Annotated in this window: 16 protein-coding genes and 3 tRNA genes; 5 read left to right on the top strand and 14 right to left on the bottom strand. The window is 37.4% G+C overall.

The genetic code is table 11. From position 1 onward, the window contains the following. Positions 1-113: 113 nt before the first annotated feature. Positions 114-935 carry a deoxyribonuclease IV gene (locus WC906_00775; GenBank protein ID MFA5776958.1) on the top strand — a complete coding sequence of 274 codons (822 nt, stop codon included), beginning with the start codon at positions 114-116 and terminating at the stop codon, positions 933-935. On the opposite strand, the gene WC906_00770 is transcribed toward WC906_00775, so the two are convergent. The 4 genes from WC906_00770 to WC906_00755 form a co-directional block, all read right to left on the bottom strand. Beyond that, complete coding sequence (locus WC906_00770; GenBank protein ID MFA5776957.1) at positions 924-1,499, bottom strand: hypothetical protein; 576 nt, start codon at positions 1,497-1,499, stop codon at positions 924-926. The two genes, WC906_00775 and WC906_00770, sit on opposite strands and share 12 nt — an antisense overlap. Next, the gene (locus tag WC906_00765; protein ID MFA5776956.1) at positions 1,474-2,166 is read right to left on the bottom strand and encodes a nucleotidyl transferase AbiEii/AbiGii toxin family protein; all 693 of its coding nucleotides are present in this window, start codon (positions 2,164-2,166) and stop codon (positions 1,474-1,476) included. The genes WC906_00770 and WC906_00765 overlap by 26 nt, the downstream gene beginning before the upstream one ends. Before the next feature lie 216 nt (positions 2,167-2,382). Beyond that, positions 2,383-2,715 carry a hypothetical protein gene (locus WC906_00760; GenBank protein MFA5776955.1) on the bottom strand — a complete coding sequence of 111 codons (333 nt, stop codon included), beginning with the start codon at positions 2,713-2,715 and terminating at the stop codon, positions 2,383-2,385. A gap of 487 nt (positions 2,716-3,202) precedes the next feature. Then, complete coding sequence (locus tag WC906_00755; protein MFA5776954.1) at positions 3,203-3,523, bottom strand: hypothetical protein; 321 nt, start codon at positions 3,521-3,523, stop codon at positions 3,203-3,205. A gap of 282 nt (positions 3,524-3,805) precedes the next feature. Here WC906_00755 and WC906_00750 point away from each other — a divergent pair, with 282 nt between their 5' ends. From WC906_00750 to WC906_00740, 3 genes are all read left to right on the top strand, one after another. After that, positions 3,806-4,552 (top strand): helix-turn-helix domain-containing protein, encoded by a 747-nt coding sequence (locus WC906_00750; GenBank protein MFA5776953.1) that lies wholly within the window; start codon positions 3,806-3,808, stop codon positions 4,550-4,552. 42 nt (positions 4,553-4,594) lie between these two features. Beyond that, on the top strand, positions 4,595-5,101 hold the full coding sequence (locus tag WC906_00745; protein MFA5776952.1) for a YfcE family phosphodiesterase: 507 nt from the start codon (positions 4,595-4,597) through the stop codon (positions 5,099-5,101). Between the two features lie 122 nt (positions 5,102-5,223). Further along, a complete protein-coding gene (locus tag WC906_00740; GenBank protein ID MFA5776951.1) occupies positions 5,224-5,877 on the top strand; it encodes a uracil-DNA glycosylase in 654 nt (217 codons plus the stop codon). Positions 5,878-5,907: 30 nt separating this feature from the next. Here the strand turns inward: WC906_00740 and WC906_00735 are convergent. The 10 genes from WC906_00735 to WC906_00690 all read right to left on the bottom strand — a co-directional run bounded on the left by WC906_00735 (position 5,908) and on the right by WC906_00690 (position 12,734). Further along, a tRNA-Leu gene (locus WC906_00735) sits at positions 5,908-5,991 on the bottom strand. Between the two features lie 14 nt (positions 5,992-6,005). Next, positions 6,006-6,078: transfer RNA gene (locus WC906_00730), tRNA-Cys, on the bottom strand. Further along, positions 6,061-6,801: an LAGLIDADG family homing endonuclease gene (locus WC906_00725; GenBank protein ID MFA5776950.1), complete on the bottom strand. Its 741-nt coding sequence runs from the start codon at positions 6,799-6,801 to the stop codon at positions 6,061-6,063. Before WC906_00725 ends, WC906_00730 begins: the two co-directional genes overlap by 18 nt. A gap of 102 nt (positions 6,802-6,903) precedes the next feature. Further along, entirely contained in the window at positions 6,904-7,416 is a 513-nt protein-coding gene (locus tag WC906_00720) for a 3D domain-containing protein (GenBank protein MFA5776949.1), read from the bottom strand. 222 nt (positions 7,417-7,638) lie between these two features. Beyond that, entirely contained in the window at positions 7,639-9,600 is a 1,962-nt protein-coding gene (locus tag WC906_00715) for a PBP1A family penicillin-binding protein (protein MFA5776948.1), read from the bottom strand. A gap of 63 nt (positions 9,601-9,663) precedes the next feature. Beyond that, positions 9,664-9,734 (bottom strand) — tRNA-Gly (locus tag WC906_00710). 12 nt (positions 9,735-9,746) lie between these two features. Then, entirely contained in the window at positions 9,747-10,829 is a 1,083-nt protein-coding gene (locus WC906_00705) for a DUF4325 domain-containing protein (protein ID MFA5776947.1), read from the bottom strand. 168 nt (positions 10,830-10,997) lie between these two features. Next, positions 10,998-11,414 (bottom strand): hypothetical protein, encoded by a 417-nt coding sequence (locus tag WC906_00700; protein MFA5776946.1) that lies wholly within the window; start codon positions 11,412-11,414, stop codon positions 10,998-11,000. 152 nt (positions 11,415-11,566) lie between these two features. Further along, on the bottom strand, positions 11,567-12,232 hold the full coding sequence (locus tag WC906_00695; protein MFA5776945.1) for a hypothetical protein: 666 nt from the start codon (positions 12,230-12,232) through the stop codon (positions 11,567-11,569). Between the two features lie 136 nt (positions 12,233-12,368). Next, on the bottom strand, positions 12,369-12,734 hold the full coding sequence (locus WC906_00690) for a hypothetical protein (protein ID MFA5776944.1): 366 nt from the start codon (positions 12,732-12,734) through the stop codon (positions 12,369-12,371). 298 nt (positions 12,735-13,032) lie between these two features. Here WC906_00690 and WC906_00685 point away from each other — a divergent pair, with 298 nt between their 5' ends. Beyond that, entirely contained in the window at positions 13,033-13,770 is a 738-nt protein-coding gene (locus WC906_00685; GenBank protein MFA5776943.1) for a helix-turn-helix domain-containing protein, read from the top strand. Positions 13,771-13,781: the final 11 nt, after the last annotated feature.

Here is a 13,781-nt window from a genome sequence, read left to right as displayed (position 1 = left end):
TGATATTTGTTTGAAAATTATAAATTGAAAATTAGAAATTTGAGTAGCTTGCTTTAACACCAAAGACATTTAATGTTAAAATAATCTTATAATATTGACCAAACTTTCATTGTATGAACATTGGTTGTCATGTTTCAATTGCCGGAGGAATCCAAAATGCTCCAGAAAGAGCAGCTAAGCTTGGCTGTGAAGTGATGCAGATTTTCACCCGTTCTCCGCAAGGAGGAAAAACTCCGGAAATCACAGAAGAAACAATCCAATCATTCAAAATTCAGAATTCAAAATTCAAAATTCTTGAAATATATATTCACGCTCCATATTACATAAACTTTGCTTCGGCTAATAATCGAATACGATACGGATCAGTTAGGGCTATTCGCGAAGAACTGGAACGCGGAAGTTTGCTTGACGCCAAATACGTGATGACACATCTGGGATCCGCTAAAGAATTGGGAGAAAAAGAATCGATTCAAAAAGTGGTGCATATGCTTCAAAAAACCTTGGAAGGATATAAAGGAAAAACCAAACTTCTTTTGGAAAATAGCGCGGGAACCGGAGATATTATTGGAGATAATTTAGGAGAACTTGGCGAGGTGATCAAGAAAATAAACGACAAAAATATTGCCGGAATCTGCCTCGATACCCAGCACAGTTTTGCTTCCGGATATGATTGGCGGGATTTTGAAAAAACGCTTGAAAGAATCGACGAAGAAATCGGAGCGGAAAACATAAAGCTGATACATGCCAATGATTCCAAATCGGATTGCGGATCAAACATTGACCGCCACGAACATATCGGCCAAGGAAAAATCGGTCTCGATGCTTTTAAAAATATCGTTGCCCTTGCTAAATCTCAAAACATCGATATGCTTTGCGAAACCGAATTTCCAGGAAATAAAAATGATATTGAAATACTGAAAAAGTTAAGAAACTAATACGGTTTCAACAAGTTTTTTTAATTTCTTTGAATTAAATTTTTTCAAATAAAGTCCAATTCTTTTTTTATCAAGAAGTTTCAAGTTCATTTCGGATGCATCTAATTTGGCATAACCGTTAATTGATAAATAAGCCAAGTCCAAAAAAGCTTTTTCCGGATCAGCAATCATGACGTTATCCCTCTTTTCATATCCCCAAAACAACTCCGGTCTAATGTGGTGATAGATAAAAATATAATCAGAAACGTTTATCGTTCTGCTTCTTTTTGCGGTTGCCAATGTCAAATTAATGGGTTGCTGGCTGAGAATTTTGTGGTAGGCCAGCGCCCATTCAAAAGAAAGGTAACTCTGAGAATATAATTCTAATGCCAATTTATTCCATTCAACGTTGGACAGGTTAGTCGCATAAATTCCTCTCGACAATCGCAAAAGCGCTCCGTTTTTAACCAAGCGATTCAAGGACACCTTTAGGCCATTTTCCTCCATAGGTGCTATTTTTCTCAAATCAGAAAAAGAGAAATAACTCTTAGAGATGAGTTTAATTTTTTCCAGTAATTTTTTCATATAGTTGGCTGACTATCGGATAATATTTTTTGGGTAAGAAAACTTGCAGTTCATTCTTGAACTCTCTTGCTGAATAGGGCGGAACTTTTTTGGGTAAAACGAAGTTTTCTCGAAGAACTTGGGAAATATACCAAAGATCAAAAATATCCCGAGCTTTTCTTCTTTGCATCAAAGCCATTTCTTTGAAGGTTTTTAATTCTTGAAGCGCAGGAACCAAGACCAATGGCTCATTGATGCTAATAGGACTTTTTATGAGCATCAGGTCTGTTTTGAATTTTGTTTTTCTTTCCGGCTTATGGATTTCTATTTTGACAGAAAAGCTGTGCTTCAATTTTTCATCATAAATATTAAACAGTGCAAATATTGTTTGGCGTTTTTCTTTGGTGTCAGTCAGTTTCCAGCCTGAATGGTTTTTCTCAATTTTTTCCATCAGTTTTTTAAATTCGGAAAACCTAATATTTTTAATAGTCAGAAAATCAAGATCTTCAGAAAAACGAGGAGAATTATAGGCCAAGCGGAGCGCCGTTCCTCCATAGAAAACAACATTTGAACTTAGCTTGCTTTCGGAAAAATCTTTCAGAAATTCCATCTCAGCTTCTTCGCGCAGAATCTGGTCGGCCGAAATCCCCAGTTTTTTGATATATTCTTTTAATTCCAGATTGTTCATAATTTTAATGATGCATAATAATTAACACTTTTGTTAACTTTATTGTATCATTAAAAAAGAGAGTTGTCAAGTGAAAGTGAAAACGTAATGTCATTCTGCGTCGCCTCGACGAAGAATCCCGAACATATATTCACAAAACTTTTAAATTAACTTTCTTCAAATAAAAAAGCGGTTGAAAGATTCTTCAACCGCTGTTTTTTTCGCCCCCCTTTTGGTTCATGGGACTATGTTGATGTTATCGAGAAGATAAATCAACATATTTAGTCCATCGAGTATCTTGTCGATCCTTTTCTTTGCCTTTGGATTGGTACGGGTATGAAATAATTTGTTTTGCAGCACATCAACGTAGCCACTGACATCTTTGCATACATAGATCGGATTGTTTCTGTTTTCTTCCAGTTCAGCCTTAAAACTTTTCAGGTTGCTTGCCACTCTTTCGTGAATCTGGGCGAAGCCGTAGGCCTTTCCCGCTTTCTCTCTTTCTTCCCATTTTTTCACTACCTTCTCGCATTTTTCAATTGCGTCCGAAACTGAAACTTGGAATTTCATTTCGCTTCTCCTTTTTCATTTTTTAAACTGCTTCGGGAATTTTCCCTTATTAAAACCATAAAAAATATGATTTTGATAAGAGAGGCAAGAGGATAAGATTCTATCGCTCTTGCCTAATGAATTTACTAAAGTATAGCGGATGACGTGGTTGCCCCACTTCCATTTTACTGGAAGCCGCCTCTATAGGGAGAGACGTCCCAAAGTGCCACCCATAAGATACAAAAACGTATCTTACCATGCCCTTGACTATCCAGTTAGTATTTGGGGATTCATTATCTCCCGGCTACTCCTGCTTTTTTGGGGACAGAGTAACCACGCTTCCCGTGCCGCGCCTACGAATTTAGGCTGTCAAACATTGCGCGTTCGTTCCACGGCATACGCTTCACCTCCTTTTGAAGAACTTTTTCTCTCAGAGATTTCAAAAATATTTTTTAAAATCTCAATTGAGAGGCAAGAGGATAAGATTCTATCGCTCTTGCCGTGAAACCTATCTGATCACCTTCTTGGAGACTTTTTTTACAACATCAGCATGCTTCGTGATTTTGCTAATTGGCACGGTTTTGATGCAAACCTGGTATCTGTTAATGCGTCCAGAATGCCATTCCCCCGTTTCGAGACGAATTTCAATAATGTCGTTTTGAAAAATGGCGGATTCGATTTTAATGTATTCGTCTTCTAAACCACAAACGCCAGTTTGTAAAAGAAGCATTTTATTGTCCCACTCTTCCTCCTTCGCCAGCCAAGCGTAAAATTTACGATTGACGTTCTCATACAATCCGTACTCAAAATAAATGATATAGTTTTCCAAGCCCTGGATTCGCTTGAACATGTACATTGCTTTTATCTCCTTTTCCCTGCCTTTCTGCCTAATTGACAAATAAGGACTTATTGGGAGGTGATTTCTCAAGGAACATTGTTGCGAGTCCAATCCATTGGATTTTCATCGTAACAGCCCATTATACATTCAAAAGAGCAAAACGTCAACGATAACCGTCAATTAAAATAGTAAAATAGCGTATTAAAGCCAAAATAAGGTTAATAATTATATTAAAAGTTGACGAAAAGTGTCGACATGTGCTAAAATAGGGCTATGGAGATAAAGCAAGTTTTGGAACAATTTGGTCTCGAAGGACGAAAGGCGGATGTCTATCTTGCCGCTTTGGAGTTAGGCGGAACCACAGTCTTGGAGATTGCCAAAAAAGCCGGCATTAAAAGAACCACCACCTACGATATTTTGCTTGATTTAAAGGAAAAAGGACTGATTTCGGAGACGGTCAAAGGTAAAAAAACCCTTTATCTCGGCGAAGACCCGGAAAAGATTCAAAAAGACCTGAAAATAAAGGAAGAAATGTTTGCCGAAATTCTACCCCAGCTCAAATCTATTCATAATACGGCTGGAAATAAGCCAAAAATTAGATTTTATGAAGGGAAAGAAGGTTTGAGAGAGGTTTATAATGATACCCTGAAGTATTCCGGAGAAATTCTGGGTTTTGCTTCCGAAGATGTGGTCAAAATTTTAGGCCATGATTGGGCTTGGGATTATATGAAACGAAGAAAACAAAAGCATCTGACGGCCCGATTTATTATGCCTGCAACCGAATTTATGCAAAAGGAAGTGGCTTCCCAAGATCAGGAACAATTGCGATCCTCCAAGGTAGTTGATCCGAAAAAGTATCCATTTTCCATAGAAATTAATATCTACGGATTTTCTAAGGTGGCTCTAATGTCTTCGAAAGAAGAAACCGGTTTGATTATTGAAAGTTCGGAAATCTATAAGACAATGAAATTGATTTTTGAACTTATTTGGGACAACTTACCGGAAATTAAGAAAATTTAAAAATTTGTATATTTGCAATAAATTTGTTAATTTGTAGTATCTATGAAAATAGCAATCATATCCGACATTCATGACAATATTCCCAATCTCAAAAAAGTTTTGGATTATTGCGCTTTAAATAAAATCGAAAAGATTATTTGTTGCGGAGATTTGGCTTCCTTGGAAACTCTGGAATATCTGAATGATAATTTTGAAGGTGAAATCTATTTTACTTTCGGAAATATGGATAATGATTATCTCCAAAATTACTTTTTCAAAAATAATGAATTCAAGCAAACGAAAATATTTAAAAAAGAAGGAGAAATAGAAATTGATAAAAAGAAAATCGCCTTTGTTCATTTTCCCAGAATCGCTAAGGGCCTTTGTCGAAGCGGAAGATATGATTTTGTTTTTTATGGGCACACTCACAAGCCCTGGGAGGAAATAATTGGCGAGTGTAAGATGCTGAATCCAGGCAATGTGGCTAATCAAATTTATCCGCCGACATTTGCAGTTTGGAACACGAGCAATGATAAGTTCGAGCTATTAAGAATAGACCAGTTGAAATAATTTTCAATAATCAATGATCAATTTACAATAAATTTACAATGACTCAATTTCCAATGTTGAAAATTAATTAATTGGAAATTGAAAATTCATTGAAAACAAGTAAATTGAAAATTGTAAATTTGATGAGTGAAAGTAAAAGGGAAAAATTAGAGAAATTAAACAAGGAAATGATAGCTTGCTGCAAATGTGTTCTACGTGGAACTTGTAAGCAAGTGGTTCCGGGAGATGGAAGCGCGGAAGCGGAAATTATGTTCATTGGTGAAGGACCGGGGCAAAAAGAAAATGAACTGGGCATTCCTTTTGTTGGGGCGGCGGGAAAATTCTTAGACGAAATGCTAGAAACGATAAAATTAAAAAGAGAAGAAGTGTATATTGCTAACGTGGTAAAGTGCCGTCCGCCAGCGAACCGCGATCCTCTTCCAGAAGAGAGCGAAGCCTGTTGGCCATGGCTCGAAAAACAGATAGAAATAATTGATCCGAAATTAATCGTAACGCTGGGCAGGCATTCGATGGAAAGATTTTTGCCCAATCAAAAAATTTCTCAGATCCATGGAAAAGCGATGAGAAGAAATATTCCGGGACTTGGAACGAGAGTTTTTTACGCGCTCTATCATCCAGCCGCCGCTTTATATAATGGAAGTATGCGAACGATTCTGATCCAAGATTTCAAGCAAATTCCCAAAGTTCTAAAAGCAGTAAATAAATCGGAAAGCGAAAAGAAAGATAAATTCGCACCGGTCGAGAATAACGAAGATAATCAAGAAACTTTATTCTAAAACAAAAATCCTCAAAAGAGGATTTTTTTGTGCCGCGGGCGAGACTCGAACTCGCACGGTATTACTACCGAGGGATTTTAAGTCCCTTTTGTCTACCAGTTCCAACACCGCGGCATTTTCCAATTATGAGGCCAGGGTGGGAGTTGCACCCACGCATTGCGGTTTTGCAGACCGCTGTGTTAACTACTTCACCACCTGGCCATTACCTAAGTATCGTAATATATTATTCACTTTACTGTCAATTCTTTGGGGTCTTTTATTAAAATAATCTCTAAACCTATCAAATTTTCTTTCAAGAAAATCATTTTTGTTTAAGTTTCTATATAAAAATTTGAATAGCTTCACGCTATCTTCAGTAGAATAGCACAGCATATAAGATTTGCATCCATTGTAGACTTTTATATTTTTTGTTTTTATATTCTCATTTAATTGTTTCGCCAGCTTTTCTAAAAACTCTTTACTTCCACAAGTAAAAACAGTTGAAAGTTTACTAATAACCAATTTTTGTCTCTTTCCCTTACGCATACAAATTCTGACACAGCCATCTCCATCAAAGTACCCTCTTACAAAGTGGTTGAAATATTTTTGAGGTATATTGGGAAATTTTACAGTTAATGATTTATTTGGATAAAGTCCAAGCTTTATTAAATCATTGTATAATGTATGATTTCCTATTCTTAATAAATATCTTTTATGTCCATTGTTGGTCGGAGGATTTATTTTAACTATAGTATGTTTTGATTTGAGCCAGTTTCTTATTTTAAGGATGGTTGACTTATCTATGCTTGAAACTCTAATATACTTTCCTCTCAAATAGCTAGCATCTTCCATGCTTCCATCTGCATAAAAATAACCCAAAATATAAGTCATTTCAGGAGACCACTTTTTGAAAAAATTTTCATTTACCGCATACTTTATTCCCATATGGTTGAGTAGTTATGTTGCATACTGCAATTATAGTTTATAATATTATTTATGTAAAGCATATAAAAACAAAAAGCGCCTCCTGCGAAGCGCTTAATGTTTTTACTCCACAACTTCCGCTAAAAGGTTTCTTCGACCGAAAGCAAAAGCTTCTTTTTTGGTTTCGACATAAATGTCGAAGTGATTTCCCTTGATCGCTCCCCCACGATCTTCACAAATCAGTGTTCCAACGCCTTCAATCTTAATTTTGGCACCGAACGGGTAACTTGGAGGGCAAGCCAATGTTCGCTTTTCTCCAACTTTGATTCCGCTAGCCGTAATGCCATCACTTTTTCCGCATTCATCAGCTGCGGCGGTATAAGCAGAAGCATTAATGGTGAATTTTTCTTTAGGAAGGCTTTTCCACATATTTTCCTGTTTTTCCTTCCATTTGGCAAGAACTTTATCATTTTTAATTTCCTGCTCACTTTTAACTTCTTCTTTTATTGAAATGTTTTTTTGTTCTTCAACTTCTATTTTTGTATTAGTATTTACTGTTTCCTTTGCCTCAGTAACAGGCACAGTCGCCACGTTTACCAACAAAGGCAAAGCCGCAATAATACTAATGATATCCATTGTTTCGGCTTAGATAATTAACTTTTTTCGAGGTACTAAATTGGCGATTTTTGTCTGTCGACTAGGCAGACGCAATTTTCACCAACCTACAATGATATCACCAATCGCTTCATAAGTCAAACATTTTAATAAAAAAAGGCTTAAAAAAGCCAAATAAAAGAAAAAACCCCTTATCTAAGGGGAAAAGAAGCAATTAATTCAGGCTTTATTTAAAGCAAATAATTAGTGTTTTTTCTTTTTGTGCTGATCTTCTTTCTTGTTTGGTTTAACATTTTCAGTGGCAAGAGCCAATTCGGTTTTTCCTTTTATCGTTTGCTGATAAGGCAAAAAAGCCTCATCCGGATATCTGCCAAGCGTTTTATCCATAAAATCCCGCCAAATCGGGGCGGCAGTAAAGATTCCATCAGCTCCCTCTGCCATAGGACTATGATCATTGTTTCCAGCCCAAACTCCAACAGCAATAGACGGAGTATATCCTATGGTCCAAACATCCCTAAATTCTTGAGCAGTACCAGTTTTGGCAGCTACTATTCGATCAGGAATGAATATGGGACTTCTCGGTCCAAAAGTTGGACTGCGAGAGACATTGTCGGTTAAAATAGAATTTATTTTTCTGGCTATCTCAGGATCAATGACGTTAGTTTCTTTTCGTTCAGGAACATATTTGTCGGTTTCTTCGTCTACCTCTAAAATCGCTTGTGGCGGATTTCTTTTTCCGTCATTAGCAAAAACAGAAAAAACTGAAGTTAGGTCGAGAAGTTTTACTTCAGCTCCGCCGATTGCAAAGGCCAGTCCGTAATTTATTTTGTCGTCTAGTGTGGTTATCCCTAATCTTTTGGCCATTTCTATTCCCGAAGGAAGTCCTATCATCGCAAGCGTTTTTACAGCCGGAATATTAAGAGACATGCCCAAGGCTTTTCTCATTGTGAGTGTTCCGTGAAATTTTCCGTCATAATTTTTGGGAATATAATTTCTTCCTGATCCATCTGGTCCGAAATTAGTTGGCGCATCAACAATGGAGGTTTCTGGTTGGTAGCCTTTTTCAAAAGCCGCGGAATAAATTATCGGTTTAAAAGATGATCCGGGCTGTCTGGGCATAATTGAAACATTAACTTGCCCATCAATAGAATCATCAAAATAATTTTTGCTTCCCACCATTGAAAGTATTTCTCCGGTTTTTGGATCAATAGCAACCAGTGCGACATTGGAAGCATTTTTAATTCTGTTTCTTTCTGCCCCGTCGGCAACAGCTTTCTCGGCTTGTTTTTGCATATCGTAATCTAGCGTCGTGTAAACTTTCAATCCTCCGGTTTCCAGAAATTCTTCTTTATATTTTTGTTCCAATTCATCGATAACATAAAAAACGAAATGCGGAGCCTCGATTGGCTGGCTGAAAGAGACAATTTTTTGGGCGGTGTTTTCTGCAAGTGCTTTTTTGGTTTCTGATTCCGAAACCAGTCCCAATTTGTACATTTTTCTTAAGATTGATTTTTGCCTTTCGATCAGTTCGTCTTTGTGGATATTGTACGGAGAATAATGAGTCGGAGCCTTGGGAAGAGCGGCTAGCAGTGCGGCTTCATCCAAAGTCAGATCCTTGGCTTCTTTTTTGAAAAATGTTTCTGAAGCGGATTCTATTCCATAGGAATTGGAGCCGTAAGGAACTTCATTGAGGTAGAAATCAAGAATCTCGTCTTTGCTGTATTTTCGTTCGATTTTAAAAGCCATGATAGTTTCCAGATATTTTCGAAGCAGTGTTTTTTCTCTGGTCAGAAAAACATTTCTGGCCAGTTGCTGGGTGATGGTTGATCCTCCTTGCATAATGTCTTTGTTTTTCAGATTAACTTCAAAGGCTCGGGCGATGGCAAAAAAATCGACCCCCAAATGGGAATAGAAAGATTTGTCTTCGGCGGCAACGGTGGCAATGCGGATGTTATCGGGAATTTGATCGTGGCTTAGAATTTTTCGGTTATATTCTCCGTAGATCTGATAGAGTATATGCTCTCCGGTTCGGTCGTAGATGATTGTTGTTTGGGCGGCGTTTCTTTTGGTGAGCTGTCCGGCGCTGGGAGTCTGGTAGATGTAAATAAAAAAACTGGCAATCAAAATGCCAGCTCCAATCATTCCTATTGCGTATGCTACGCCCCAGAATGTTTCTTTGATTATGAAAAAAATGTTCCCCCGCATAAAATTATTTTTATATTATGTACTACATTTTCATTTTAGTTTATTTTCATTTTTTTGTGTTAGAGCGGGATACCAGAATCGAACTGGCGCCTTAACCTTGGGAAGGTCACGTATTACCACTATACTAATCCCGCTTAAATATGATGTTAAGATTTTAAAAACGCATCCTGGTTTCGAGGATTATTCCCTTCGACTCTATCGACCATAAATTTCACCGCTTCACTCATGTTGATTGCTTGAAGCTTTATGTCGGGATATTTATTATGGAATACTCTGAAAATTTCATCAGCGAAGGCCTGTCCTATCATCGGAACTTTGTCAAAATCAAAAACGATGACTTTAAAATTATTCAATCCGACCAATACTCTTCTTGCCTGAGAACGTGAAATGTGAACCCCGCCCCTTATGAACAACTTGATTTTTATTTCAGTTTTATCAAAACCGAAGTTGCTTTCTTCGTCAATATTTGCAAATTCATCGAAGGTTTCTCTTAAGTGTTTTTCGGATTCGGTCGACAGTTTGAATGTGACCCGAGTTCCTTTTTTTTGTTTCGCTTTTCCTTTGATTTCTTGGAGAAACGTATCCTTGACTTGGTTGTTAACAATCAAGCGGTAGCCATAGCTATCCAGTATGAACTCTTCTCCGGCTCGTGAGGTAAAGAATATTCCTTGTCCGGAATGAGAAGATGGCATGGTTGTGGTTTTTCCTTTTAGCAAATCTTGGATCGCTTCCAATTCGGATTTCAAATTTCTTTTCTTCATTATATTCCTGAAAACGCCAACGCCGAAATCATCAATAATAAATGTTAATAATTTATCCTTGATAGACACGGATACGATTATTTTTTCTGTACTCGAATGTTCAATTGCGTTGTTGAGCATTTCGGAAAACGCATAGGTAAAAATATTTCTAACATTTTCTTTTTGTTGGACAATTGTTGGCAGATCCGATTCTATTCGATTCAGGACTTGGTGTTCTTCAAGGTTTTTATTCTGAAAAGTTTTTGAAATTTTGAATGGCAATATTTCTAGGTGTTTTTTGGCATAATCAGGGAAGGCATAGATTGCCTTGGCGGTGGAGCCGATTTTTATCAATTTTCCTGAAGTTACCAATTCGGCCAAAAGCCGGCTGGCATATTGGCGAGACACGCCAAATTCCTTAGCGATTTCTCTGGTTTTAATGGTGCCTTTTTGCTTGGCTATTTCTATGATTTTTTCTGTTGTAATCATATTGCAAGTTAATTATAGCGGATTTTCTTTCAGTTGTCAACTAGTTGTAAACTGCCATCAAAACAATTGTAAACTCATTGTAAACAAGGACAGCGGAACAAGCTTATTTTTGGACAAAAAAAGAGGCAAGATAGATTCATCTTGCCCTAATAAACCAGTTCCTTTCGTTTACAGGTCTATTTTTTTTAGAAAATCATCGATGTCATCGCATTCTATCATATGGAGTCGGCTGCTAGGAATTCTAATTTCAGCATAATAGCCATTCCGAGGGACTCTCGCTTCAAAGTAGACCATATTTCTCAATTCCCTATTTTTCTCTTGAGGGGCATTTTTGAGAATAGGTACATACACTTGACTTCTCACATTTTCCTCAGAAAGATCCTCCCAAACAAATATTGATTGTATAATAGACGGATGATCTGTTATAGCAATTTCAGACTTACCCCAGTGTGGCAGAATTTCGTAACCTTTTTTTGTTGCTTCCTCCTTTATGTTTATTTCATGCTCCGATCCGATACTGCCTACGTAAACGAAGATTTTTGCCATTCTTGGCTTAGTACCACTTGCTTCATAAAATGCGAACATATTTATCTCCTTTGCGTTTTGGCTCGCCAGCACTGAATTTAAAGAACTTATGGGATTTTTCCCATTCAGAAACTATTTTTGAAAATAATCTTTGAATGAGAGGCAAGAAAGTTAGATTCAACTTCCTTGCCTAATGATTCCCCAGCCCTTTTCTAAAGGTGCTCTTCCAAAATTTGAGCAGCTTCTGACCAATTTTTCACTTCATTCCATCCGAATGGCCCTTGTTTGTAATGAATTTCTCTGACGTATCCATCATGGATGAAGCTAATTTCTTTACTATGATGTCCATTTGCATGTTTTCCTGCATCGGTGCAAACGACAATTGGTTTGCTGCGAAACAAAGCGTGGATGACGACAAGCAGTCCCATAGGCTTTTGGCCATGATTGCTATGCTCCCAGAACATGTCCGTCATAATTCCGTCAGCCTGTTCAATCAGTTTAATCCATTCATAGTTATGAAATGGATCGCATGCAATGGGTTTCCATCCCCTTCGTTTTACTTCTGAACACGCCTTTTCTCGTTCCTCTTCCCTGTCATCAATGATCAAGATCGTTGGTGTGTCTGATTTTTGCGGAGCATTCGTCAATTTATCAATTTTTTCCTTTTGCTCTCGTGCAATCCCTTCCCAATGAGCTCTTTGACCCCATTCAACATTTGCCCTTCTATTCAATTCCGCTTTCTCAGTAGTAAGTTGGTCGATTGCTGATTCAAGACCGGATACTGTAGCTTGTTTGTCCTGAATTGCAGCTTGAAGGTTGAATGCGTATGTTTCAAGCTCCTTAATTCTTTTTTCGTAGCTTTTTCTGAAAAAAAACATTTCATCCTCCTTTGCGTTTTAAGCCCGCCGGCTCTAAGTTTAAAGAACTTATGGGATTTTTCCCATTCAGAGATTACTTAAAATAATCTTTGAATGGGAGGCAAGAAAGTTAGATTCAACTTTCTTGCCATGAAAACTAAGCTATATCGAGTCGAGCGCGATGAACATATTCATGTAGAACAACGGATGCTTTGTCGGCAAGTCTCGTTAGATATGTATCTCCGCTGTCAATCGCCGTGTTTCTTCTAACCCGAGTATTATGAATTGCAGATTTCAGAATACTGATCATTCTTAATTCATATTTCTCAGTATCAAAAGCTTCTTCGGGCTTGATCAGTATTAACTCTGCTTGCTCGCAGTAATCAATAATCTCGTAAGCGGCCGAAGATGGATCCCACCCGTTTCGTTTGATGGGTTCTACATACCATTGAGCTTTGTCTAAACATTCGACTAACTCAGCTTCCGTTCTTGGTCGCGCCACTTCCAATCTTGGTCTGCTCATCTTTATCTCCTTTTTCCCTGCCTTTTTGCTCTTACCGCAACTGCGGGATTATGGGCTTTGAGGTCTTATTGGGATTGTTTTTAAGGTACTTTTGTTAAGCCTCCTTTTTTGTCTATTCAGCTTAACAAACAAGTATATCACAAAATCACTATTTTGTCATTAGTAATGCCAATAGTGTCAATATTTTGAACTTGTGGCTATTTTCAATATGCCTATTTTTGGCTTAAAGATTGACTATTTTGAGGATATATGCTAAAATAAAAGTGTTGTCATTTACGATGACAAATAGGCGAAATATATGGAATATAATCAACTCCAAGACGCCGGACTCAATGAAACTGAAGCCAAAATATACTTGGCGGCCTTGGAATTGGGTCAGACTTCGGTCAGTCGGATTGCCCGCAAATCAGGCATAAAACGCACTACTATCTATCTTTCCTTGGAAAATCTGATGCAGAGAGGGATTATGAGCGCAATTAAGGTGAGCGGAAGAACTGAGTATTACGCTGAAGATCCCAGAAATTTGGAAAGAATTATGGAGGAAAGAAAACAGCGAATTTCCCAATTGGTTCCTGAGCTTTTGGCTTTTACTAATCTCATCGATAAAAAACCGGAAGTCCGTTATTTTGACGGTGAAGAAGGTATTAAGGAGGCAATCAAGGATAATCTGAGATATCCGGGCCAAGAAATTTGCATGATGTATTCAGAAGCGTATTCAAATGATTTTGATGAAAAATTTTTTTCAGACTACTGTGTTCCGGAAAGAATCAAAAATAAGATTCCGGTACGAGCGATTTTGCCGGAAAATGAAGAAATGAGAGAAATGGCAAAGACAAATGAAAAATCATTACGGCAAACCAGATTTATTCCTCAAAATCTTTTCAACATTCAAATCGAGATTGCCATCTATGGAAACAATACGGTTAGTATCATTTCATTTAAAGAAAAGTTCGCTTTAATTATTGTAAGTCCAATTATATATTCCAGTTTGAAAAGCATTTTTGAAACAATGTGGGAAACCAGCGCAAAGGAATGATAAAAATAATT

It is taken from the genome of Parcubacteria group bacterium, assembly GCA_041657845.1.
Classification (GTDB): Bacteria; Patescibacteriota; Minisyncoccia; order Moranbacterales; family JAKLHP01; genus JAKLHP01.
The sequence above is the reverse complement of the archived record's forward strand: the minus strand, read 5'-3'. Positions and strand labels throughout refer to the sequence as shown.